Origin of the sequence: Lichenicoccus sp. (assembly GCF_965276875.1) — a bacterium.
Lineage (GTDB): Bacteria > Pseudomonadota > Alphaproteobacteria > Acetobacterales > Acetobacteraceae > Lichenicoccus.
Genome location: NZ_OZ255701.1, coordinates 104884 through 128640, shown reverse-complemented (window position 1 = coordinate 128640; position 23757 = coordinate 104884). Strand labels below are relative to the sequence as shown.

General features: G+C 64.7%; 25 protein-coding genes and 1 tRNA gene. 3 read left to right on the top strand and 23 right to left on the bottom strand.

Features of this window, described 5'->3' with window-relative positions; translation table 11 throughout:
* Positions 1-9: 9 nt before the first annotated feature.
* Entirely contained in the window at positions 10-2283 is a 2274-nt protein-coding gene (locus tag ACQY4K_RS00660; protein WP_428392540.1) for an NADP-dependent malic enzyme, read from the bottom strand.
* A 72-nt stretch (positions 2284-2355) separates the two neighbouring features.
* A tRNA-Leu gene (locus tag ACQY4K_RS00655) sits at positions 2356-2441 on the bottom strand.
* Positions 2442-2463: 22 nt separating this feature from the next.
* Between ACQY4K_RS00655 and lipB the strand changes: the two genes are divergently transcribed.
* Positions 2464-3132: a lipoyl(octanoyl) transferase LipB gene (lipB, locus tag ACQY4K_RS00650; protein ID WP_428392538.1), complete on the top strand. Its 669-nt coding sequence runs from the start codon at positions 2464-2466 to the stop codon at positions 3130-3132.
* A gap of 45 nt (positions 3133-3177) precedes the next feature.
* Here the strand turns inward: lipB and ACQY4K_RS00645 are convergent, their stop codons facing one another.
* The 12 genes from ACQY4K_RS00645 to ACQY4K_RS00590 all read right to left on the bottom strand — a co-directional run bounded on the left by ACQY4K_RS00645 (position 3178) and on the right by ACQY4K_RS00590 (position 16130).
* A complete protein-coding gene (locus ACQY4K_RS00645; protein WP_428392536.1) occupies positions 3178-3624 on the bottom strand; it encodes a phage holin family protein in 447 nt (148 codons plus the stop codon).
* Between the two features lie 28 nt (positions 3625-3652).
* Positions 3653-4483, bottom strand: coding sequence for a VOC family protein (locus tag ACQY4K_RS00640; RefSeq protein WP_428392534.1), 831 nt, complete (start codon positions 4481-4483; stop codon positions 3653-3655).
* An 8-nt stretch (positions 4484-4491) separates the two neighbouring features.
* Positions 4492-4911, bottom strand: coding sequence for a cupin domain-containing protein (locus ACQY4K_RS00635; RefSeq protein WP_428392532.1), 420 nt, complete (start codon positions 4909-4911; stop codon positions 4492-4494).
* Positions 4912-5012: 101 nt separating this feature from the next.
* Entirely contained in the window at positions 5013-5501 is a 489-nt protein-coding gene (locus ACQY4K_RS00630) for a DoxX family protein (RefSeq protein ID WP_428392531.1), read from the bottom strand.
* 73 nt (positions 5502-5574) lie between these two features.
* Positions 5575-5907, bottom strand: coding sequence for a hypothetical protein (locus tag ACQY4K_RS00625; RefSeq protein ID WP_428392529.1), 333 nt, complete (start codon positions 5905-5907; stop codon positions 5575-5577).
* A gap of 16 nt (positions 5908-5923) precedes the next feature.
* Positions 5924-7495, bottom strand: coding sequence for a GMC oxidoreductase (locus ACQY4K_RS00620; RefSeq protein ID WP_428392527.1), 1572 nt, complete (start codon positions 7493-7495; stop codon positions 5924-5926).
* 25 nt (positions 7496-7520) lie between these two features.
* Entirely contained in the window at positions 7521-9308 is a 1788-nt protein-coding gene (locus tag ACQY4K_RS00615; protein ID WP_428392525.1) for a glycoside hydrolase family 15 protein, read from the bottom strand.
* A 22-nt stretch (positions 9309-9330) separates the two neighbouring features.
* Positions 9331-10305: a cytochrome d ubiquinol oxidase subunit II gene (gene cydB, locus ACQY4K_RS00610; protein ID WP_428392523.1), complete on the bottom strand. Its 975-nt coding sequence runs from the start codon at positions 10303-10305 to the stop codon at positions 9331-9333.
* 3 nt (positions 10306-10308) lie between these two features.
* Complete coding sequence (locus ACQY4K_RS00605; protein ID WP_428392521.1) at positions 10309-11712, bottom strand: cytochrome ubiquinol oxidase subunit I; 1404 nt, start codon at positions 11710-11712, stop codon at positions 10309-10311.
* A 29-nt stretch (positions 11713-11741) separates the two neighbouring features.
* The gene (locus ACQY4K_RS00600; RefSeq protein ID WP_428392519.1) at positions 11742-12731 is read right to left on the bottom strand and encodes an SDR family oxidoreductase; all 990 of its coding nucleotides are present in this window, start codon (positions 12729-12731) and stop codon (positions 11742-11744) included.
* Between the two features lie 247 nt (positions 12732-12978).
* Positions 12979-13590 (bottom strand): LolA family protein, encoded by a 612-nt coding sequence (locus ACQY4K_RS00595; protein WP_428392517.1) that lies wholly within the window; start codon positions 13588-13590, stop codon positions 12979-12981.
* Entirely contained in the window at positions 13587-16130 is a 2544-nt protein-coding gene (locus ACQY4K_RS00590; protein ID WP_428392515.1) for a glycosyltransferase family 2 protein, read from the bottom strand. The genes ACQY4K_RS00595 and ACQY4K_RS00590 overlap by 4 nt, the downstream gene beginning before the upstream one ends.
* Before the next feature lie 134 nt (positions 16131-16264).
* Here ACQY4K_RS00590 and eda point away from each other — a divergent pair, with 134 nt between their 5' ends.
* Positions 16265-16897 (top strand): bifunctional 4-hydroxy-2-oxoglutarate aldolase/2-dehydro-3-deoxy-phosphogluconate aldolase, encoded by a 633-nt coding sequence (eda, locus tag ACQY4K_RS00585; RefSeq protein ID WP_428392513.1) that lies wholly within the window; start codon positions 16265-16267, stop codon positions 16895-16897.
* A gap of 8 nt (positions 16898-16905) precedes the next feature.
* Here the strand turns inward: eda and ACQY4K_RS00580 are convergent, their stop codons facing one another.
* The 4 genes from ACQY4K_RS00580 to ACQY4K_RS00565 are packed head-to-tail and all read right to left on the bottom strand — an operon-like array spanning position 16906 to position 19782.
* Positions 16906-17178: a hypothetical protein gene (locus tag ACQY4K_RS00580; RefSeq protein WP_428392511.1), complete on the bottom strand. Its 273-nt coding sequence runs from the start codon at positions 17176-17178 to the stop codon at positions 16906-16908.
* A 51-nt stretch (positions 17179-17229) separates the two neighbouring features.
* Positions 17230-18483 carry a cation:proton antiporter gene (locus ACQY4K_RS00575; protein WP_428392509.1) on the bottom strand — a complete coding sequence of 418 codons (1254 nt, stop codon included), beginning with the start codon at positions 18481-18483 and terminating at the stop codon, positions 17230-17232.
* 10 nt (positions 18484-18493) lie between these two features.
* Positions 18494-18829, bottom strand: a complete 336-nt coding sequence (locus ACQY4K_RS00570; protein WP_428392507.1) for a chaperone modulator CbpM — start codon at positions 18827-18829, stop codon at positions 18494-18496.
* Positions 18826-19782 (bottom strand): DnaJ C-terminal domain-containing protein, encoded by a 957-nt coding sequence (locus ACQY4K_RS00565; protein WP_428392505.1) that lies wholly within the window; start codon positions 19780-19782, stop codon positions 18826-18828. Before ACQY4K_RS00565 ends, ACQY4K_RS00570 begins: the two co-directional genes overlap by 4 nt.
* 169 nt (positions 19783-19951) lie before the next feature.
* Here ACQY4K_RS00565 and ACQY4K_RS00560 point away from each other — a divergent pair, with 169 nt between their 5' ends.
* Positions 19952-20764 (top strand): IS5 family transposase, encoded by an 813-nt coding sequence (locus ACQY4K_RS00560; RefSeq protein ID WP_428395994.1) that lies wholly within the window; start codon positions 19952-19954, stop codon positions 20762-20764.
* A 33-nt stretch (positions 20765-20797) separates the two neighbouring features.
* On the opposite strand, the gene ACQY4K_RS00555 is transcribed toward ACQY4K_RS00560, so the two are convergent.
* The 5 genes from ACQY4K_RS00555 to ACQY4K_RS00535 all read right to left on the bottom strand — a co-directional run bounded on the left by ACQY4K_RS00555 (position 20798) and on the right by ACQY4K_RS00535 (position 23720).
* Positions 20798-20941, bottom strand: coding sequence for a hypothetical protein (locus ACQY4K_RS00555; protein WP_428392503.1), 144 nt, complete (start codon positions 20939-20941; stop codon positions 20798-20800).
* Between the two features lie 43 nt (positions 20942-20984).
* Positions 20985-21683 carry a DUF1223 domain-containing protein gene (locus ACQY4K_RS00550; RefSeq protein WP_428392501.1) on the bottom strand — a complete coding sequence of 233 codons (699 nt, stop codon included), beginning with the start codon at positions 21681-21683 and terminating at the stop codon, positions 20985-20987.
* 9 nt (positions 21684-21692) lie between these two features.
* Positions 21693-22334, bottom strand: coding sequence for an NrsF family protein (locus tag ACQY4K_RS00545; protein WP_428392499.1), 642 nt, complete (start codon positions 22332-22334; stop codon positions 21693-21695).
* The gene (locus tag ACQY4K_RS00540; protein WP_428392497.1) at positions 22334-22852 is read right to left on the bottom strand and encodes a sigma-70 family RNA polymerase sigma factor; all 519 of its coding nucleotides are present in this window, start codon (positions 22850-22852) and stop codon (positions 22334-22336) included. Before ACQY4K_RS00540 ends, ACQY4K_RS00545 begins: the two co-directional genes overlap by 1 nt.
* Before the next feature lie 484 nt (positions 22853-23336).
* Positions 23337-23720 carry a flagellar biosynthesis regulator FlaF gene (locus tag ACQY4K_RS00535; RefSeq protein WP_428392496.1) on the bottom strand — a complete coding sequence of 128 codons (384 nt, stop codon included), beginning with the start codon at positions 23718-23720 and terminating at the stop codon, positions 23337-23339.
* Between the last annotated feature and the right edge of the window lie 37 nt (positions 23721-23757).

Here is a 23757-nt window from a genome sequence, read left to right as displayed (position 1 = left end):
CGCATACTGTCAGCCGGGGCTGTGGTCGGCCTGCAAAGCTGCGAGCGCGGTCAGGTTGACGATCGCCCGGGCTGTGGCACTACCGGCCAGCGTATGGATCGGCTTGCTGACGCCAAGCGTGATCGGACCGATCTGCAAGCCCTCACCGGCCGCCTTGAGCAGGTTGAAACTGATATTGGCCGCGTCCAGGCATGGTGAGATCAGCAGGTTTGCGGTGCCGGCGAGCCGGCTCGAGCTCATGACACGGTCCCGTAACGTCTCGCTCAGGGCCGCGTCGCCCTGCATCTCGCCATCGACCTCGAGATCGCCGGCCTGCTCGCGCAACAGCGCCAGGGCCCGGCGCATCTTGCGGGCCGACTGCGAATTGCTGGCGCCGAACGAGGAATGTGAAAGCAATGCCGCCCTTGGTGTCACGCCGAACATCCGCACCGCATCCGCAGCCAGCATGGTCATCTCGGCAATCTGTTCGGCGGTCGGATCGAGATTAAAATGGGTGTCGCAAAAGAACAGCACGCCGTTCGACTGGATCAGGCCCGACAGAGCGTACAGCCGCGTAACATCGGGGCGACGCGCGATCAACGGCCCCCAGTAATGCATGTGCCGCCACCAGTCGCCGTGTCCGCCGACCAGGGCGGCGTCGATCAGGCCGGCATGCAGCAGCATCGCACAGGCGACAGTCGGACGCATCATATGACGGTCGGCCATTGAGGGTGGCACGCCGCGACGTTCGACCAGCTTGCGGTAGGGGTCAAGCAAGGGGCCAAAGGTTGCCGTGTCGTGCTCTGGGTCGAGGATTTCGATATCCCGGCCGGCCACCAGGCGCAGCCCGAGGCTCTCGATGCGTCGGGCGATCACCGCGTGCCGGCCGATCAGCACCGGGCGCCCCAGCCCGTCATCGACGACCGTCTGCACCGCGCGCAGCACGCGCTCATCCTCGCCCTCGGCATAGCCGATCCGCTTGTGCGCCTTGCGCGCGACCTCGAAGATCGGCCGCATCACCTGGCCGGAGCGGAACACGAAGATTTCGAGATCCGCCTTGTATCGCTCGAAATCCGCGATCGGGCGGGTGGCGACACCGGTCTGCATCGCCGCCTTTGCCACGGCGGGGGCGACATGCAGGATCAGTCGCGGGTCGAACGGCTTGGGGATGATGTAGTCCGGCCCAAAGCTTGGCGCCTCGCCACCATAGGCCGCGACCACCACCTCGCTCGCCTCTGCCCGCGCCAGCGCCGCGATCGCCTCGACCGCGGCGACCTTCATCTCCTCGTTGATCGCAGTGGCCCCGACATCCAGGGCGCCGCGGAAGATGAAGGGGAAACACAGCACATTGTTGACCTGGTTCGGATAATCCGAACGGCCTGTTGCGATGATCGCATCCGGACGCGCGGTCCGCGCCAGGTCGGGCAGGATCTCCGGCTCGGGATTGGCCAAAGCAAGGATGAACGGCCGCGGCGCCATGGCGGCCAGCCAGGCCGGCTTGAGCACTCCGGGCGCCGACAGCCCGAGGAAAACATCCGCGCCGACCAGCACCTCGGACAACGTGCGTGCGTCGGTCGCGCGGGCATAGCGCGCCATGTTGGGCGGCATATCGGCCTCGCGGCCGGGGTAGACGACGCCCTTGATGTCGGTCAACGTCACGTTCTCGGCGCGCAACCCCATCTTGACCAGCAGATCAACGCAGGCGAGGGCCGCGGCACCAGCGCCGGAGGTGACCAGCTTGACGTCGGAGAGCAACTTTCCCTGCACTTCCAGGCCATTGCGCACGGCTGCGGCGGCGACGATCGCGGTGCCGTGCTGGTCGTCGTGGAACACCGGAATGCCCATGCGAGCACGCAGCTCGGCCTCGATGCGAAAGCACTCCGGCGCCTTGATGTCCTCGAGGTTGATGGCCCCAAAGGTCGGCTCGAGTGCTGCCACCACCTCGATGAAGCGGTCCGGATCGTCGGCGTCGACCTCGATGTCAAAGACGTCGATGCCGGCGAACTTCTTGAACAGGACCGCCTTGCCCTCCATCACCGGCTTGCCGGCGAGCGGGCCGATATTGCCCAGGCCAAGCACCGCCGTGCCGTTGGAGATCACGCCGACGAGGTTGCCGCGGGCGGTATAGTCGCGCGCCGTCGTCGGATCGCGCCTGATTTCCTCGCAGGCGGCGGCGACGCCGGGCGAGTAGGCCAGCGCCAAGTCGCGCTGCGAGGCCATGCGCTTGGTGGGGGTGACGGAGAGCTTGCCCGGGGTCGGCAACCGATGATAATCGAGCGCCGCTTTCCTGAAATCCTCGTCCAAAGCCACCCTCCTGCTTGTCCAGGGCTTACCTCCCCCCGAATTGGAGCGGCAAGGACGCTCAGGAGGCGCTTATGGTGCGGTCGAGAAGACTCGAACTTCCACGAGGTTTCCCCCACAAGCACCTCAAGCTTGCGCGTCTACCATTCCGCCACGACCGCCCGTCCCGGGGGCGTATAACCGATGCATGATCAGGCGGCAATGACGGACCGGGGGTTATGCTGGCAGGTGGCGCCGGCGCGCGTTCCCTACCCGGACGCAATCGCGGCGATGTCCGAGCATGTCCGGGCGATCCGCGATGGCGGCGCGCCGGAGCGGGTCTGGCTGCTCGAGCACCCGCCGCTGTTCACCTCCGGCACCTCGGCGGACCCGTGCGACCTGTTCAATCCAAACGGTTTTCCGACCTTCGCCGCCGGACGCGGCGGGCAGTGGACCTATCACGGACCCGGCCAGCGCGTGGCCTATGTGATGCTCGACCTGCAACGGCGGCACGGGCGGGTGCCAGCACGCGACGTGCGCGCCTTTGTCTGCGGCCTGGAGGACTGGCTGATCGGCACCCTCGCGGCGTTCGGCGTGCGCGGCGAACGACGGCGCGGCCGCGTCGGCGTCTGGGTGGTGGACCCGTCCAGCGGCCGCGAGAGCAAGATCGCAGCACTCGGCGTGCGGCTGACCCAATGGGTGAGCTGGCATGGCGTGGCCCTGAACATCGACCCCGACCTCGCACATTACGACGGTATCGTGCCGTGCGGCATACGCGGGCACGGCGTGACCAGCCTGCGCGCACTCGGCATCACGGTGGACACCGCAGCCGTCGACGCAGCGTTGCAACGGTGCTGGACGGAGGTCTTCTAAGACGGCTCACGTAACGCACCGTCTCACGGGCTGCCGTGAAGTCGTTTAATGAAGTTCACCTCTCAAACGGCGGAATTTGACGGCGCCCGCATGAACGAGCGCGCGCACACGTTCGAGCAATGTCCCAACCACGGCTTCGCGTAACGCGCTTACCGTCAGCGATTGACGAAGGTTTTCCGTTGCATGCCGACGCCGCTCCAGTGCGGTCTGCTCTGCCAGGCCCGGCGCCGCCCCTGCGGCGAGCAGTCCCCCCACAATGACGAAGACCGCATCCGTCGCCATCACGATCAGGGCGGCCCAGACTGGCCCGAGAGTGCGATACTGGCGCAGCCACTCAAATGCGGCGACATGCAGGAATGCCAACGAGAACAAGCCGAACAACAGAGCAATGCCGGCATAGACCGCACGTCGCAACGAGCGAAACAGCTGGGCACGCAAGAGAGCAATTTCTGCCTGCGCCGCGGTCCTGGCCAGCTCGGCGGGCCGAATCAATGCAGTCTCCGATCCGGCATCGGTTGGATCATGCCTCGATCTGCTGCAAATGGCCGTCCGGATCCGACAACAGCTCGGCCTGTTCGCCGCTCCAGACGATGCGTGTCGCCGCAACGTCGTTTGCCCGCAGCTTTTCTCCCGGCGTCCCACGCGGCACCTGATAGCCCAGGAGCTCCAGATGCGGCGCCCCGTCTTCAGGCTGCAACGCGACCACCGTGACCTCTACATCGCGCAAATCGTCGAGGTACTCCTGCGCCGGTCCGCGGTTCAGCGTACGCTTGCCTGAAGCCAAGCCAAGATCATTGTAGAACGCGACGCTGACCTGGGTCTCCGCGACGCTGATCGCGGAGTGATCGATGCCAATCGCGATCTGGCCTGGCTCCGGCGTCCGCTGTCCCCAGGAAGCAGGGGCTCCACCCCGCGGGAACTGCAGCAGCTCGAGCGGGTGTCCGTCCGGATCGCGGAACTTATAGGCGCTGGCGCCCCCGGACGCGGGCGGCAGATGCTGCGGACCGCCCTCGGAGATCGGCGCTATGTCGCGCAACCGCGCATAGGCCGCCTCGATGTCGGGAACAACCAAGGCGAGGTGCTGAAACCACAGGGACGCCGCGTCACTGTCGGTTGGATACGCCCGCCCCGGCGCCTCGAATTGGTCGATTGCCACCCTCTGCTCGCCCATACGCAGTGTCACGCGCCGTCCGCCTCCCTGAAGGCCAAGCAGCGCCATCTCGTCCGCGGCAATCGCCTGTTCGCCCTGCGCCGTGAAGCCAAGGACATCCTGGTAGAAGCGGCTGAGTCGAGGCAGGTCCTGGGTCGTCAGCCGAAAGCCGAGGATGCGCGCAAGATGCCGGGCTGCCATGACGTCACCTATTGAACGTGACAAGGTTGATGCATCGGATCCTTATGCAGCTGCACCGTCATCAGCACGGCCGGCTCCGAGCCGATCGTGCCGGATTTATGGCCCTTGCGACCGTCTCGCTCTATGCAGCCCTGGTCCTCGCCAAACGAGAATTCACCCGGACCCTGCTCAACCCGCGTACCATCCATGCTCTCGATGAACCAGCGGCCGGACAGCACGATGATCCATTGTGGTGCTGGATTTTCATGCCAGTCGCCGACCCAGCCCACAGGCTGCACCGTGAACACCACGGTTGCGGGCGTTTTCTCTTGCTTGTCGTTCCATTGTGGTGCCGCACCCCCGACGCCCTTGAGTTCAAAGCTGCTCAGGCTGCATTGCTTCTGATGGCTGACGCCTTCGTCGTCGGACCACAAGTGCCAGTAGGACACGGTCGGCTTGTCGCCAGGTTTGCCGTCTCCCGCGGCGGCCCCCGTGCTTGCGGCTCCTGGGCTCGCGGCCCCTTCGGCCTGCAGGGATGGAGTTGGATACCTCATGGTGTTTCTCCAGGTGGCTGTCTTGCGAGGCCTGCGTAGGGATGCGACGAGGCAAACGGATCGTCGATGAAGTTCTTGTAAGCCTGGCCGCCGATGCCGACTGTTATCAGTAGAAAACCCGAGGCCAGGGAGAAGTTTTTCAGGAAGTCCCAAAACGTGTCACGTGCCTGGCTCTTGCCCGCCTTCCAGAAATCGCCAGGCTCCCAAAAGCGCTTGAACAACAATGCAGTTACCGCGCAGTAGCCGGCCATGATGAAGGCCGCGAGCCGGTCGCCGAACCCGGTGAGAATCGCAAGCGGCATGACGATCTCAATGAACAGGCCGACCAGGATCATCAGGGCGGCGATCCAGTGCGCCTTGAAAACTTCCTCGGCCTGACCGACGGCGCCCTTGAAATTGATGATCTTGTCCAATGCGCTGGCTGGGAAGAAAAGAATCACGAGGCCGTAGCGGACGACAAGAATAACGAGGTTGGCAAAGGTCACTTCAATGTCCTCCGAGGCAAAGCCAGATGACGGATGTCGGTCGAGAGCAAGCGCTCAGCCATCTGCAATGGGCCTAGGCGGCACCGAGGGAGCGGCTCTCGGAAATGAAGTGAAAGAACCGCCCCTCGAAAGGTTTCAGAACTTCCAGCGTCGTTTCATGCGCCCTGGTTTTTATCTCGGAATTGAGCGACGCATGAACCGCGTCCAGGTCGGGAAAATCCATCTCCAGAACCATGACGATCGGGATGGCGCCGGGATCGGCTTGCTTTGTACGCAGCACACGCACGGCCTCGACATGTGGAAACTGACGCCAGATCGGCTCCAGGCGTTCGCGTACGTGGGCAAAGAACGCGTCCTCATCGCCGGAGGCAATCACCCCTTCAAAAACCGCGACACGGGTCAGCATGACGCTTGCTCCTGGCTCAGGCCGCGAGGCGGCTCTTGAGATGATCCGCGACGCGCAACGCGTTCGCAATGATGGTCAGCGTCGGATTGACCGCCCCGATCGACGGAAAGAAGCTGGCATCCGTGATGTAGAGGTTGTCGACCTCATGGGCGCGGCAATCCAGATTGAGCACCGATGAGTGCGGATCGGTGCCGAAACGGCAGGTTCCGGCCTGATGCGCGGTGCCGTTGATCGGGATGTTCTTGCCCAGATAAAGGCTGCGCTCCATCAGCTTCGGCCGCGCCCCGATCGGCTCCATCAGGCTTTCCAGCTTGTGCTTGAGGTGGTGTGCCGCGTCCTCGTTGCCCTCGGTGATGGAGAGCACGACCTTGTCGCCGTCATAGAAGATGCGGTTGTCCGGCCGTGGCAGGTCTTCGCTCTGCAGCCAGAAATCCATGGAATACTGCGCCATCTTGTCGAACGGCATTTCCGGCAGGAAAGAGAGGAACCCAGGCAGCGACTCGCCCCTGATCTGCTCGCCGTGGGATGTCGCGCACATCTGGATCAGTCCCATTGGATACGCGAAATCGGAGGAGCCGAAATAGAAGTCGCTGACCGCCAGCGTCTTCTGGAACACCGTATGGTTCGGCTCCTTCAGCAGCGCCATCAGCACGCTCATGTTGTGCCGCATGTAGTTCCGGCCGACCTGATTGGAGCCGTTGGCGAGACCGGTCGGATGCGCGTCGTTCCCCGAGCGCAGCAGCAGCAGAGCCGAGCTGAGCGCACCGCAGGCAACGACGACGATGTCCGCCGAATAGACCTCACGCTGGCCGCCACGCTGCACATGCACGCCCGTGACCGCACGGCCGGAGGCATCGGTCTCGAGCCGCTCCACATAGGCATTGGTCAGCAAGGTGAAGTTCGCGTGCGCCGCCAGGGTCGGGTCGACGCAGATCACCTGGCTGTCCGCCTTGGCGTTGATCGCGCATGGAAACCCGTCGAAGGTGTCGCATCGTATGCACGGGCTCGTCGGCGTCGGCTTGCCGTCTTTTTCGTCGAGCAGGATGCCGAGCGGCAGATGAAATGGGCTTAGCCCTTCCCCCTTCAGGCTGTCGCTCAGCTCCTGGATACGCGGCTCGTGCGATACCGGCGGATAGGCGTAGGGCTTGCTCGACCAGGGCTCGTTCGGGTCCTCGCCACGCTGGCCATGCACGTGGAACAGCTCCTCGGCCTGGCAATAATAGGGCTCGAACACATCGTAGCCGAGCGGCCAGGCGGGAGATATCCCGTCCTTGTGCCGCAGTTCACCGAAGTCGCGCTCGCGCAGGCGGAACAAGGCCGAGCCGTAGACCTTGGAGTTCCCGCCGACATAGTAATGCAGCCCTGGGTGGAAGGTCTCGCCACCCTTGCCATACCAGGTATCGGGCGCCTGATAGGTGCCGTCCACGAACACGGTTTTCGCGTCCCAGTTGGCGCGAGACCTCGGTAGGTAGTCGCCCCGCTCGATCATCAGGATGCGCTTGCCGGTCGGCGCCAGACTATGTGCCAGCGAACCGCCGCCAGGACCGCTGCCGACGATGATGATGTCGTAATGGTCTTCCGATGCCATGGGCACCCTCGCTTGTTTGGGGGGATCAGCCGCCGCCACGATGCAGCACCGGTCCGGACAGTTCGAGTGCGGTATTGATGACAGCAAGATGCGTCAGCGCCTGCGGAAAGTTTCCGGCCATGTGCTTCCCGGGAACATTATATTCCTCGGAGAAAAGATCGACGTCGTTGCGTATGGCGAGCACGCGCTCGAATTGCGCACGCGCTTCCTCCTTGCGTCCCATCATATTGAGACAGTCGGCCATCCAGCAGGAGCAGGCGAGAAATACCCCCTCATGCGGGCCGCTGGAGCTCTCCTTGGTGCGTCGGATCAGGCCACCTTGCGACAAGTCGCGCTGGATCGCCTCTATTGTGGAGATGATCCGTGGATCGTCCGCCGGCAGGAAACCGACCAAAGGCAGCAGCAGCAAGCTGGCATCGAGCGCCTGGCCGCCATAATGCTGGGTGAAGCTACCGAGCCCGCTATGCCAGCCTTCCCGGCAGACCTCGTCGTGGATGGTCTTGCGCGCAGCACTCAGGCGCTCGATCAGCTTCGCATCGCCGCCATCGTTCTGTTCGCCTTGCAAAAGCTTGAGGACGCGATCAACGCCAACCCAGGCCATCGCCTTGGAGTAGGTGTATTGCCGCAACTCGCCGCGCGACTCCCAGACGCCGGAGCCCTCGCTGTTCCAAACCTTCAGAAGATGCTCGGCAATGGCGATCGTGACGTCGCGTTCCTGCTTGCTGCCCGGGATGCCGCCGACGCGGGCGAGATGCAGGCAGTCGAGGACCTCGCCGAATACGTCGATCTGATGCTGCGTCGAGGCCGCGTTGCCGATATGCACCGGTGTCGAAAACCGATAGCCGGGAAGTGTGTCTGCGGTCCACTCATTGAGATGGCGCGCGCCATCAACCCGATACATGATCCGCATCTGTTCCGGGGACCCCGCGATGGCGCGCAACAGCCAGTCGCGCCATCGTGTCGCCTCGTGCGTAAACCCGGCATTAAGCATCGCGCCGATGGTGAAGGTGGCGTCACGCAGCCACGAATAGCGATAGTCCCAGTTCATCTTGCCGCCGGGCGCCTCCGGCAGCGACGTCGTGGGTGCGGCAATCAGGCCGCCACTCGGCTGGTGGATCAAAGCACGCAGGGTAATCAATGAGCGCTTGACGACGTCCGGCCACTGCGTCTTGGAGGTGTCGAACTGAGCGATCCACTCGCGGCAGCGCGCCTGGCTATCCGCCAGCGCCTTGTCAGCGTCGATTGGCCCGGGCGCGGGTGCGTGCGATGAGCCATAGCGCAGAACGAACACCTGACGGTCACCCTCGCCGACTTCGAATACCGCGGAGGCGCAGTGGGCATGCGTAGACACCTGCACCGGCGTGTGCAGCACCACCAGATCGGGTCCGACCTTGGCGACAAAGCCCTTGCCGCTTGTCTCGGACCAGGGCGGCAGCGCCCCGTAATTGAAGCGCAGCCGCATGTCGAGGCGCATCTCGACCGTGCCGCTGACGCCTTGCACGATCCTCACCAGCGACGAGGCCGTTCCGTCATGCATTGGCATGAAATCGATCAGCCGCACGGTGCCGCCGGGTGTTTCGATGTCGGTCTCGATGACCAGCGTGCCGTCCTGATAGCGCCGCCGGTTGGCAGTCACCTCGGCGGTGGGCGCAATAGACCAGTGCCCATTTTCGATGGTGCCGAGCAGGGCCGCAAAACACGAATCGTCATCGAAGCGCGGCCAGCAGAGCCAGTCGACCGATCCATGGCGGCTGACCAGGGCAGCCGTCTCGCCGTCGCCGATCAGAGCATAATCCTCGATGGGGTTGCTCACGTCTTGAACTCCAAGGCGGTTCTTACGAAGATCGCGACACCTTGCCGCGGAAGATGTAATAGACCGCGCCCGTGTAAGCGAGGGTGAGCGGCAGGATGACGACGCCCGCGCCCCAGAACAGGAACTCCAGGCTGCGCTCGGGTGCGGCGGCGTCCGCGATCGTCACCGAGAACGGGATCATGTATGGCAGCACGGACAGCACCATGGTCAGAAATGCGGCAATGAACATGATGACGCCTGCCGGATACAGCACCCGATCGAATTTGCGAACAATCCCAAGCAGCATCGCAAGCAAAGCCAGCGCGCCGATTGCCGGAAAGACAAACAACCCGGGCCGCTGCGCCCAGCGATGGGTAATGCGCAGGTCCATCGCAAACGCGCTGGTGCCAGCAATGATAAGGAACAACATGACACCGCCCACAAGCCACGGCAAAACGGCGTAGCCGTAGGTACGGGCTTCGGCTCTGGTCTTGTGGATCAGCCAGGACGCGCCGAGCATGGCGTAGCCGAGACACAGCCCAACGCCGCAGAGCACCGCAAACGGCGACAGCCAGGTGAGCATTGAGCCCGCGAAGCGACCGTCATGCACGGGAAGCTCCTCGACGAAGGCGCCGATCGTGCAGCCCTGCGCGAACGCTGCGATTACCGAGCCGACAAAGAAGCTGAGCGTCCATATCCATCGGAAGCGCCCACCCTTGTCGCGGAATTCGAAGGAGACACCGCGTAGAATGAGGCCGCCCAACATAACGATGACCGGGAGATAAAAGGCGCTGACCGCAATCGCATACACCGAGGGAAAAGCCGCATACAGGCTGGCTGCGGCCATCACGAGCCACGTCTCGTTGCCGTCCCAGACCGGTGAGATCGCGTCCATCATGTGCCCGCGGCTCTCCGACGGCGCCAGGCCGAACAGGATGCCGACGCCGAGATCAAAACCGTCAAGCACAATATAGAGTGCCAAGGACAAAGCCAGCGCAAAGGCCCAGAACATGGCCATGACCTACTCCGCCGCTTCGGGGCTTGCTTGCGGACCTCCGCCACCGGCGGCGAGCGGCCGCTTGGCGTTGGTTCCACCGAGCGGCCTGATCGCATCCGGCCCATCGTGCAGTGTCTTGTAGATGTAGTAGGTTCCGGCAGCGAAGATCATCGCATAGACAGTTGCGAACATGATCAGCGTGAACGCGACGGCGCCCGCGGTCAGATGCGGAGACAGCGCATCGGTAGTACGCAACTGGCCGTATACGACCCACGGTTGGCGCCCAACCTCAGCCGTGAACCAGCCGCACAACGTGGCGATGAAGCCCGCCGGGAAACTCAGGAAGATCGGCCAAAGCAGCCAATTCGCGCGCTCAAGCCGGCCCATCAAGCCCAGAGCTGTGCCAACCCAGGCGAGGGCCAGCATCAGCAGACCAAGCCCCACCATGATCCGGAAGGTGAAGAACACCACCAGCACAGGTGGCCGGTTGGCCTTGGGAATGTCGGTAATGCCCACTTCCCGCGCCGTGAAACTCTCGGAGTCGATCAGGCTGCCGACAGGGGCAGGCAGGGCAATCTGAAAAAGGTTGCGTTGCAGAGCCGGATCGGGCCAGCCGATCAGCACTTCGGAGGCCGGCTTTTGCGAGTGCCAGCGCCCTTCGAGCGCGGAAATCTTGCTTGGCTGATATTTCGAGACATAGCCGCCCACGAGATGGCCCATGATGAGTTGGCAAGGAACCAGGATCGCCGCGAGGCGGAGCGACATGGCCAGCATGACGCGGGCTTCGATCAGGTTCACCTTGCGCAATAGGTACCAGGCGCCGGTGGCGGCAATACAGAACGACGTGGTCACATAGGCGGCGAACACCATGTGAAGGAACCGGGTCACCGCGACTCGGTTGAAGAGAATTGCCGTCCATTCGGTCGGCACGAAAACCCCATGAGCCGCCATTCTGAAGCCGACCGGATGCTGCATCCAGCTGTTATTCGCCAGGATCCAGAACGACGACAAATTCGTGCCGATCGCGACCATCAGTGCGGACATGAGGTATAAGGCCGGCGGCACGCGCTTGCGCCCGAACATCAGCACGCCAAAGAAAGAGGCCTCCAGTGCAAACGCGCTGAAGCTCTCATAGGCCAGAAGGTCGCCCTGGACCGAGCCGCCACGTCGCGCGAGTTCACTCCAGTTGGTGCCGAACTGGAATTCCATGACGATGCCGGAGACGACACCCATGCCAAAGGCGATGGCAAAGACACGCAGCCAGAAATCGAACAGCTTTCGATAGACCGGCTTGCCGGTGAAAAAACTGAAAACTTCGAGAAAGGCGAGCCACGCTGCCAGCCCGATCGTAAACGCCGGGAAGATGATGTGGAACGCCATGGTGAAGCCGAACTGGACGCGCGACAGCACGAACGCCGTTATGTCCATGATCGTAGCTCCCCGTACCGCAGGGACATCTAAACGCCGATGCGCTTGGCAATCTGGTGAACGACAGCGACGAAGCCGACCCCGGCTGCCGCCCAGAAGGCGGTGCGGTGGCGATCGGTGAACATCTCCCAACTGCCGGTACGCGAGCGCATGTCAAAGCGGCCGTGGGCTGCATAATTGCCGGGCACCGGCTCATACAGGTTGGCGGGCGCGTTCGGACTCAGATCCTCGTCGCTGAGCTGCCCCGAATAGCCGGCGCTCGCCAGATATTTGTCGATCAGTCCAGGTGCTATGCGGTTGGCGAGGATTGCCTGTACAGTCGGATAGCCCACCCAGATTTGCCTGCGCCGGTGGGTAGCCGCGAAGAAGATTGCGCGCGCCGGCACCTCAGGCTGGTAGATCGGGGCCACCGGCTTGGCCTTCTTGCCCATCTTGTTCATCGCCCAGTCGAATTGCGGCGTGTTGACCGCCGGCAGGTCGACCATCGTCAGATGTACGTCGAGCTTGTCGTGGATGATTTCCGAACGTAGCGAGTCGGTGAAGCCACGGATGGCGAACTTGGCGCCGCAATAAATCGATTGCAGCGGCACCGAGCGATAGCCGAGCGCCGAACCAACATTGACGATGGTGCCGCGGTTGCGCTCACGCATGCGCTTGAGTGCCGCCATGGTGCCGTGCACTTGGCCGAGATAAGTCACGCGGGTACCGCGCTCGAACTCCTCGGCGCTGAGTTTACTGACGGGGGCAAAGACGGTCGCCATGGCGACGTTCACCCAGACATCGATGGGTCCGAGTTCCGCCTCGACCTTGTCGGCGGCCGCCTCGACCGCGCCCATGTCGGCGACGTCGGTCGGGATCGGCAACGCGCGGACACCATGGCCACGCAGCATTTCCGCAGCCTGCTCCAGCCGATTGGCGTCACGCGAGAGCAGCGCCACATCATAGCCCTGCCGTGCAAACTCCTCGACTGTCGCGCGACCGACGCCTGCGCCGGCTCCCGTGATCACCGCAATTGCCATATGTCCCCGCTTTCCCGGCTCAGAACACGGGAGTGTTGAATCGTGAGCGCCCGATTGCGCGTGGAAGTGCTTTGCTTCTTTCAAGCGCTCTGCAATCTGCGCTTCAGAGAGTGAAGGAAAGGCTCCGTGGGACGAACGGAGCGAGACTCAATGGGTTTCTTGTAAAAGCACTCTTTTTTGAGCGGCGCTCTCGTCGATGCAGGGCCACTGAGGCGGCCTCCGAGTGGTCACGGCGATATCCGCAGAATCAAGCGGGTGGCGTGAACGAACCGGGAGGGAAAGTAAGCCCGGACTGCTCATTATACAGATGAAAGCGAGTGCGGACGTTGCGACGGTCGATCGCCTCAAGCCCGGTCAGGTCAAGGCGGCGGCCCCGGTCGGCAAAGATCAGCGTCAGCAGGCCCTGGGCCGGATCATCCGCGCGTGCCAGCGATACCTGCAGAATGCCCGGGGTGCGCTGGATGTTGGTGATCCTGATTGCGCCTCCGGTCAGGCGCAAAGGTTGCGCCAGCAACAGACCCAGCGGGTTGGCGGCGAGCGCGATCCGGGTGGTGGCGCCGTCAGAGGCGCGTCGGGCGACAAGCTGCCGTCCCGAGGCGACCACGGCCATGCTTTGGGGCAGAACATAGTCGAGGCGCAACGCGCCGGGATCGTACCAGACGGTGCCAACGCTGTCGGCTTGGCCGGGGCCGGTCTGGAGGAACTGGGCGCGAAAGCCGTGCAGGGCGGCGAGTGTGGCCTGCACACGCGCGACGGCGGCGCGGTCTGCCGGTGACAGCGGCGGTGGCTCCGTCGCACAGCCGGCGAGCAGCGCCAGGACGCCCACGGCAAATGCGCGTCGGCCAGAGACACTGCTCAAAGGGGCGGCCGATGCGCTGGATCAGCGAGTTGGTGGAACAGCCGGCCGGACTTGGCGAAATTTGGATTGTAGTAGGGATCCTCGCGAAAGAACGGCTTGTCGCCCCAGCGCTCCAGCATGACCTGCTGCTCTCGGAACAGCCGCGCCTCCTGATCGGGGCGCATGTCGCTGCCGCGCGACAGGCTCTCATGGTGTTCGGCGACCATCTCCGCGCACCAGATGATGCGCCAGCCGCGCGCGTGGGCCTTCAGGCAGAGATCGACGTCGTTGTAGGCGATGCGCAGATGCGTCTCATCGAAGCCGCCGATGTCGTGGAACAGTGCGGCCCGGATCAGCAGGCAGGCGGCGGTGACGGCGGTGTATTCCTGGCTGAGGACGGCACGCCCGACATAGCCGTAATCGTCGTCGGGCACACCCAGATGCGCATGGGCCGCAACCCCGTGTGTGCCGACCAGGACACCAGCGTGCTGCACCGTCCTGTTGGGGTAGAGCAGCTTGGCGCCGACGATGCCGATATCGTCGCGCACCGTCGCCTCGCCCACCAGCCGGTGCAGCCAGTCGGCATCGGAGACGAAAACGTCGTTATTGAGGAACACGTAAAACGCCGCGTCATTGCCGCTGGCGGCGAGGTTGTTCAGGCGTGCGTAATTGAATTCATCGACGACGCGGAGCACGCGCACGCGGGGGTTGGCCGCGATCTCGTCGAGGAAGGACGCCGCCTCGCGCGCCGTCGACCAGTTATCGACCAGAACGATCTCGTAGTTGCCATAGCGGGTCCTGTCGAGCAGTGCCTCGACGCAGCGACGGGTCGTTTCTGTCTCGTTACGGAACGGGATGATGATCGAGACCGCCGGCTCTTCGGTGGCGAGGAAGGTGACGCTGTAGATGGTCAGGCCATTTATCGAGCGGACGGTGGCCATGTGTCCGAGACGCGCGAGATGGTCGGAGACGCATTTGACCCCGGCCTCGATCGCATACTGCTTGTTCGACACGTCAGCGGCGGTGGAATTGGGCGTGATCCGCCAGTGATAGAGCAGTTCGGGGACATGATGGATCAGCCTGTGGTCGAGCAGCTCGGCGCAGCGCAGGATGAAGTCATGGTCCTGCGCGCCATCATAATCGCGGCGCAATGGGCCGACCGCGCGCATGGTCGCCGTCTCCACCATGGTCAGGTGACAGACATAGTTGCAGCCGAGGACGTAGCGCCAGCTCCAGTCCGGCTTGAGATTGGGTTCGCGGAAATAGCCCGCCTGGTCGAGCTTGTCCTCGTCGGAATAGAGCAGCTTGGCGCCGGTACGCGCAGCCGCCCGGACCATTACCTCGAGGGCCACATCGACGAGCACATCGTCATGGTCGAAGAACGCAACCCAGGCGCCGCGGGCGGCCTCCATGCCGAGACTGGTCGCGCGTGCGATGCCGACATTCTTTGCCCGCCGGATGCAGCGGATGCGCGGATCGGACTGGCAGAACCGGTCGATCTGCGCGGTCAGCGGCTCGGACCGGCTGCCGTCGTCGACGATGATCAGCTCCCAGTTGGCATAGGTCTGGGCGATGACGGAATCCACCGCGGCCACGAAGTCCGCGAGCAGCGGGCGGTAGGCTGGCATCAACACGCTGACCAGCGGGTCCTCCGCCGGCGTGCCGTGCGCGCGCGCCTGCTGGCGTCCGGCGGCGACGCGCGCGCGCAGCCGTTCGTAGTAGCGCCGCGCCCAGCGGTCGTAGTCGTCGAGATGATAGCCCTCGGTGGGCAGCAGGCGGTCGATCTCCCGACGCATCCGCTCGAGATCGCCGTGCACGCGGCTCATATCGGAGGCAAGTGCCAGCAATCGGCCTTCGAGATAGTCCGAAACGGTGCGGGTGGTCAGCGGACTGCCGCTCAATTCCAGCATCTCAGGCAGCACAAACACCCGGAATCGTTGCGGGTAGTCCTTTCGGAAGGCCGCCGGGATAATGAACTCGAAGCCGCAGTTCGGGTCGCATTGCATGACGCTCGAGACGTCGCGCCGGAGCTGGTCGGCCCTGACCTGCCCCACCCGGACGTTGTCGCAGGTGACCAGCAGGTCGCAGCGCGCGCTCAGCGGGCCGTCATGGCCGTCGCGGCGTAGCACCCAGCCGCGCAGCGCGTGATGGACGAGCCCGTCGAGCTGGCCTTCGAGAGCCACGTGCGGGCCGGAGGTGAAGGCGAGCGACGGGCTCAAGCCGCGCAACCCGTCGGCTCCCATATGCGCGAGCGCGCTGCCGTCAGGCAGCAGAAAGCTCAGCACATGCGGACGCTGGTCGAGATACGCGGGCGGGATGTCATAGGTGAAGCCCACCCGCGCAGAGCCCAGGCCGAGCGCCTGGCGGACGTCCGGGCGCAGTCCGTCGCACAGCACATGATCGATTTCCACACCGTCGATCAGGGCAACGAGCGAGACAATGCTCTGCGGCGAGAGAAGGTTGGCGACCCATCCCGAGGCGCGACCGGACTCGTAGCGATCGAAATAGCCGCTGAAGCGTGCGGAGACGCCTGTATCCGATGTCCCGTCGATGTCCGCCATTCCTCTTCCTCGCACCGTACGCGACGGCACATTAACGCGTTTATAGCACGGCGGCGCGACAGGTTGAACGTGCTTGCCGGCCCGCGAGTGGCGCTTCTAAGGTCCGGCGAGAACCTTTATTGCGGGATCAGACGATGATGCGCGAGACGCCGGCCGATCTGATGCGTGCCGCCAAGGTGATTCCGGTGCTGACGATCAGACGGCTCGCGGACGCGGTGCCGCTGGCGCGGGCCTTGGTTGCGGGCGGCGTGCGGATGCTTGAGGTGACGCTGCGCACCGCGGTGGGGGCGGACGCCGCGCGAGCGATCCGCGAGGCCGTGCCGGAGGCGATCGTCGGACTCGGCACGGTCACCACGGACGCCGATCTGGCGCTGGCGCAGTCACTCGACGTACCGTTCGCGTTCAGCCCAGGCGCGCCTGATGCCCTGCTTGCCGCGGCGGCAGCGCGCGGGATCGCCTTCGTGCCCGGTATTCAGACCGCGTCGGAGTTGATGGCGGCGATCGCGGCCGGATTCTCCACGGTCAAATTCTTCCCGGCCGGCAGTGCCGGTGGCATCCCAGCACTTAACGCGTTGGCGGGACCGTTCCCGGAAGCGCTGTTCTGCCCGACGGGGGGGATCGGCGAGGCGGCAATCCAGAGCTGGCTGGCGCTGCCCAATGTGGTCGCGGTCGGCGGCTCCTGGCTGGCGCCGACGGCGGAGGTCGAAGCGGGGCAATGGCAGACAATCACCGGCCGCGCGGCACGGATCGTGCGTGCGCTTACCTGAAAGCTCCCTTACCTGAGAGACTGCACCTCCCCTGCCCGTCTCGCCGCCTGCTCTGCTACGCGTGGCCAATGCCGCACCACCCAGTCCCAGGCTTCCTGCGCTGAGGCGGGAACCATGGCGTCGAGCTCATCGAGCACTGTGTCGGGCAGCCGGGCAAGCAGGGTGGCCAGCGAATACAGCGCACCGTCATGCTCGACCACCAGCAGCGGACGCGTGGGCTGCGGCAGCGGCACGATATGCAGGCGCACCACAGGTGCGGGAAACGGAATCACACTGCCCACGGAGACACCCTCATGAAAAGAACATACCATGAACGGTGAAAACCGCAATCCCTATGAGATGCCGGTCCGGTAGAACAGCCGTACCAGCCGCTCCATGGTCAGGCCCTGCACCACGATGGTGAAGATGACGGTCACATAGCAGACGGCAAGCAGCGCCGGCCGTGGCTGTCCGTGCGGCAGCGACAGCGCCAGCGCCACCGAGATGCCGCCGCGCAGGCCGCCCCAGGTCAGCAGCATCAGCGTGCCTATCCGGTTCTCGCCGCGGACATGCATGCCGAGCGCGGAGAGCAACACGCTGGCAAAGCGGACGGCGATGGCCAGCGGCACCGCGCACAGGGCCGCCATCAGGCTGGCGGCGTGGAATGGCACGGTGAGCACCTCGAAGCCGATCAGCAGGAACAGGATCGCGTTCAGCACCTCGTCGACCATCGACCAGAAGCTCATCACCATCTCCTGGGTCTTGCTGCTCATCGCCCGACGCGCCGGCCGTGCCCCCATGCTCAGGCCGGCCATCACCACCGCGATCGGTCCGGACATGTGCAGGGCGTTGGCGATGCTGAAGGTGCCGGTCGCAAGGGCCAGGGAAATCATCAGCTCCAGGTTGAACTCATCGACACGCCGCATCATGACGACGGCGAGAACGCCGGTAATCAACCCGACCGCGGCACCGCCGACCGCCTCGAACAGGAAGCGGCCGACGATCTCCCAGCCGCCGACCATGCTGCCGTCCCCGGTCGCAACCCCAAGGGCCACGCCGAACAGCACGACGCCGACCCCGTCATTGAACAGGCTCTCACCGGCGAACAGCGCCTTGAGCCGCGGCGGCAAGCCGATTCGCTCCAGCATGCCGACAACGGCCACCGGGTCGGTCGGGGCCAGGATCGCCCCCAGCACGATGCACCAGACCAGCGGCACAGACTCGCCGAACAGCGGGAACAGGAACCACATGGCACCCGCGAGCAGCCCGACCGCGAGCACCGTGCCGAGGATGGCCAGGGCCAGGACGTTGAGCTTGCCGCGCCACAGATGGCCGAGATCGACATGCAGGCTGCCCGCGAACAGCAGGAACGACAGCATGGAGTTGAGCAGCGTCTTGGGCAGGTCGACGGTGCCGAGCAGCCGCTGCACCAGGCCGCGCAGGTCGTAGCCGGGAATCAGTGGGTCCGCCGCCAGCAGCAGCAGCGATATCGCCAGCGCGAACAAAAGGGCGGCGATGGTATTGGGCAGCCGAAGGGTCAGGTGGTTGAGGACGCCGCCCAGGGCTGAAAGGGTGAGCAGGAGCGCGAATAGCCCAAGCGCGGTCAAGCGGTCAGCCTCATGGCGGGTCCGACATCAGCCGCCTTACCTCCTGGGCAAGCGCCTCGCGTTGCTCAGGCACCGCTCGATCAAGTGCCTCGCGTACGCAGCGCATGCGCCACCGCGCCTCGTAGAGCTGGTCGAGCAGGGACAGCACCACCGGCAGTGCCTCGTCGTTGATCTGCAGCCGCTCGCGCAGGTCGACGATCAATTCGACACGTGCGATGTCGATATCATGGAACAGATAGCGGCCAGGCTCGCCGTCCGGGCGCACCCAGGCCTGCTCGATCCAGTGTTGCAGGTCGTCCTGCCGCAGGTTGCGGACGCGGATGCAGAGTGTCTCGACGGTGATCATGCGGCCCCCATCATGGCACGACGCGGATCGTTGCCGGGCTCGGGCTTCCATTCCCTGAGGAAGGCTTCCAGTGCTGGGTCCGGCTTGCCGATGACGACACGCAGCGTCACGTAAAGATCGCCTGCCTCGTGCCCCGCATGCGCCGGCACGCCGCGGCCGCGCAGCCGCAGTTGCCGGCCGCTGTCCGAGCCGGGCGGGATGGTCATCGACACCGCACCGGACGGGGTCGGCACCGAGACGCGGCCGCCGAGCACCGCCTCCTGGATGGTGACTGGTAGATCGAGCGTGATGGTGCTGCCCTGACGACGAAAGAAGGCATGCTCGGCGACCTTGATCTGGATCAGCGCATCGCCGGGAGTGCCGCCGTTCAGACCTGGCGCGCCTTGGCCGCGTAGCCGCAAGGTCTGCCCGTCCTCAAGACCGACGGGGACTTTAACGTCCAGGGTGCGTCCATCCGGCAGGGTCAGGCGCTGGGTGCCGCCGCGCACGGCTTCGATCAGGTCGACGGTCAGGCCATAGCGCTCGTCGCGTCCGGCGATCGGGCCGATGCCGGAAGCAAAACCGCTGCGTCCGTGCTCGCCGAAGATTGTCCCGAAAATATCGCCGAGTTCCTCCTCGCTGGCACCCCAGCCACCGGCGGGATGGCCGGAGGCGGTGCCGGCCGGTCGGTAGCGGCGGCCGGACATGCCCTCGGCAAAATCCCGGTAGGTCGCGCGTTCCGGCCTTGGCTGCCCCTCGGCATCGATCTCGCCACGGTCGAAGGCAGCCCGCTTGTCGGGATCGGACAGCAGGTCGTTGGCCGCTGACATCGCCTTGAACGCGCTCTCTGCGGCCTTGTCGCCCGGATTGAGGTCCGGATGATGCTTCTTTGCCAGGTTGCGGTAGGCCTTGCGGATGGCCGCCTGGTCCGCGTCATGCGGGACGCCCAGCACATCATAGGGGTTGTCTGCCATGGACGCTCTTTAGCCTGCTCTGCCCGCAAGGCTAACAGCCGACGCCGCGTTGGGCTCTCAAATCGCCATGGCTTAGAGGCCGTCTCTGAACGACAGCGGAATGGGGGTGGGTGGTTACGCGAGAATGTGCTTCCAACAGGTTGTCGAGACCGAGTTGGATGAACGCCTCATGTGGAACGCAACCACCCGCGCGCAGCATATGCGCGACAGGCTCCGCTTTACCAGTGACATGACGGACGCCGAATGGGCTGTCCTGGAGCCGCTTCTGCCCCCACCTTCGCCGGTTGGAAGACCGCCCGAATGGCCGATGCGCGAGATCGTCAACGCCATCTTCTACGTCCTGCGCGGCGGTATCTCGTGGCGGATGCTGCCGCCCTGTTTTCCGCCTCGACAGACGGTCTATGGCTGGTTTGCGGTGTGGCGGCGCGCCCGCGTATGGGAGGCGGTCACGCATCAGTTGGTCATGTTTGACCGCGAACGGGCCGGGCGTGAGGCCAGTCCCAGCGCCGCCGTCATCGACAGCCAGAGTGTCAAGACCACAGAGGCCGGTGGTCCGCGCGGCTACGACGCCGGGAAGAAGGTGCTCGGCCGAAAGCGGCACGCGATGGTGGACACCGATGGCAGGCCGTTGATGCTGCAAGTTCATCCCGCGTCGGTCCAGGATCGCGACGGAGCGGTCCCGTTGCTGAAGGCCTCCCGTCGCCGCTTCCCCTTCGTAGAGCGCGCCTTTGCTGATTCCGCCTACGCCGCCGAACGGGTGGCCGATGCCACCTCCATTGCCATTGAGATCGTCCGCAAGCCCGCAGGCCAGATCGGCTTCGCCGTCCATCCACGCCGTTGGGTCGTCGAGCGGTGCTTCGCTTGGCTCAACCGAAATCGGCGCTTGGCAAAGGACTTTGAGGCTACCATTGCTTCGGCGACCAGCTTCCTCTACGCCGCGTCAGCCATGCTACTTATCCGGAGAACGGCTCGTTGCACATGAGTTCAGAGTCGGACTCTTAGGCGGAATGTTTGTTCAAAGTACCTGGGCAACCATGGCGTCGAGCCATTCCCTCGCTTCGGCTTCGGCGGCCGGCCCATAGACGAGCAGCCAGCGCGAGCCGCAACGCCAATGGACAAACCAGTTCACATCGTCGCTCAGCAGCCGGTACTGGATCATCCATCCTCCTCCAGACCCCATAAAAGACACGATGTCGTAACATCTAGGGGTTGGCGGATGCAAGGATTGCACGCGCGGCGCCGATTATATGGCCGTCATCGGCCTGCAGAAGGACGGCAAACTGCCCTCCCGCGGGCGGGGGCTGCCGCAGCGTCAGGGCGCTGCCGGTGTAGCGGGCCGCAACCGTGATGGAGCGGACGATGTCCGACTCGTCGAGGTCCAGCCCGCCATTTTCGCCGCGGCCGATATGGGTCCGGTGATGAGCATCAAAGCCGACCAGCAGCACGTCCCCGCTGGGGGCGCCGGAGCCGAGCGTCACAACCAGATCGCCGGCGCTGCGATCGATCCGGATCGCGGCAGCGGGCGGCGTCCTGCGCTTGGCCTGCGCGATCGCAGCCAGCCCGACGCTTCGCCTGGAGCCGACGAAACCAGTTGCGCCGTCCACCACCATTTCAGGTGTGTAGACCTCGTCGTCGCGGAAATGCCGCGCGTAGGCGCGCTGCCGGTTGGTTGCAGCTTGCAGCGCGTAGGGATCGGTCCAGCCGAGGCCGTTCCAATAGGTGACATGGAAGGAGAGCGCCAGCACGTCGGGCCGGCGCGCCAGATCGGCCAGGAACGCATCGGCGGGCGGGCAGGACGAGCATCCCTGCGAGGTGAACAACTCGACCACCACGGGATCGGCCAACGTCGGCGAGGTGACCGTCAACGTCCCCAATGTCACCGCTATTGCCAGGATGCGCATGCGTCAGTCCTACCAACGTGTGAGGATCGGCAGCAGCAGCCGGGCTGCGAGCGTCACCAGCCCGCAACCGGCAACGTACCAGACGGCGATATAGAGTGGATCGTCATGCGGGCAGGCGAACACGAAGATCAACGCCCCGCAGGCCGCCGCGGTGATGCCGACGGCGAGCGCGGTCCCAACCGGCTGCGTCGGCGCCCCCCGGCGCATCAGCAGACCGAGTCCGAACAGGGGCGGCAGCGACAGCACCACCATTTTTGCAAGACAGACGATCCCCTCGGACCAGTCGAGGCGCGCGAGCAGTGTCGTGAGGGCGGCTCGCGGGGCACCGACGAACCAGCCGCCGACCAGGCATAATATGAGCAGCGCCAGCAGCCTGCTCAGGCCGAGGCGCGGCGACCGCGACGGATCGAAGGACAGGATGGAGGTGACGCCGCCGCCGATCGCAAGCAGTCCAAGGCTCCCCAGTTTCCACCAGAACGATGCCAGCGCCATCGCCTGAATCATGTCCGGCCGGACGAAGCCGGTGCCGAGCAGCAGCGCGAGTTCGAGCGCGCAGATCGACAGGATGGCCAGCGCCTCGATGCCGGGACGTCGCCTACGGCGCGGTCTGAGATCGTCGACCAGGCGTTCGAGGAGTTGGTCGTCCACCATCAGGCCCTCCTGGCGACGAGCGCCAATCGGTTCAGCCCGCGATGGATGTTGACCTTGACCAGGGAGACGGATTGTCCGGTTTGCGCCGCCGCCTCCTCGATGGACAAGCCCTGCAGCTTGACCAGGCGGATGACATCCGCCTGGGCAGGCTTGATCCCGCCCAGCAGCCGTTCCAGTGCGGCCGCCGTGGCGACCGCCTCACCGTGATCCGGAACGGCAAGATCGTCGGTCAGAGCTTCGGTAGGCGCCGATTTCAGGCGGCGTAACCGATCGATCCATTTATAGCGCGCGATGGCGGCCAGCCAGGGCCCGAACGGCCGCGCGGGATCATAGGTGTGCCGCTTTTCATGCACCGCGAGCAGGGCATCCTGAGCAGCGTCGTCGACCATCCAGGATGGTAGGCGCGTGGCATAGTAGCGCCGCAGCCAGGCCCCGATGGCGGTGAGCAACTGGTGATAGGCAACGCGATCCCCGGTCTGCGCCGCCTGCATCAGCCGCCCCCATTCACCGTCAGCCATCAACCGCTCCCGCGCCGAAACGCCGCACGGACGTGCCAGGCCGACGCAGCACCCTATTCGTCGGATCGGAGTGTGCGGTTACGCGACGTTTTGGCGTTGCAATGGCAGCAGGTTCCTACCAAGCTCCGTGTAGTCGACAGTCCGGCTCCAAGCAGATGGTTTTGTCCGCGAGAGGCTGGCTCGATGGGTCACCAGTTCAACGCATCCAGCCGTTGAGGAGTATTCCATGGCGAAGGGACAGAAACGCAACAGCCGGGAGGCGAAGAAGCCGAAGGCGACCAAGGTCGCGCCGGCCGCCGCATCATCCCCGGTGGCGCCGAAGCAGACCAGGCCGCTCCCGAGCAAAGGACACGGTAAGTCCGCTTCCTAGTGCAACGATCCGAACGGACCATACAGGTCTGTCCGGGGCAAAGCTGTACTATTTCAACGTTCAAGGGCACCTAAGCACTAGCGGACGATCGAAGCGAGGCTTACGGCGGTGCGATCAGGCCATCGCCGGCATCCATGTCACCCCGCTCGACGCACCGGCCGCGGCGGGTGCCGCCAAGCCATCCGCGACCTGCTCATTAATATCGATGAGTGGTTGCAGCGGCAGATCCTTGAGCAGGGCCCGCGTGCTGTAATCCAGCGACCAGCGCGCCAATGTCAGGCAATCCTGCTTGAGGATCGGCGGCAGCCGGTTCTCGGCGGCGTTGAGGTCGCGGAACATATGCGACCAGATTTCGTGGTTGATCCCCAATGCCGCGTTGCGGGCCTTGCGGTCGGCGGCGTCGCGCAGCCGGCGCGCGGCCAGCCGGAAGACCAGCGATTCCTCCTCGCGTGCCGCCTGCGGCGTCGGCAACGGGGTGTAGGCAGCGGCGTAGGCCATGTTTGCTCCTTGCAAGGGACGCGTGTGTCACCCGACC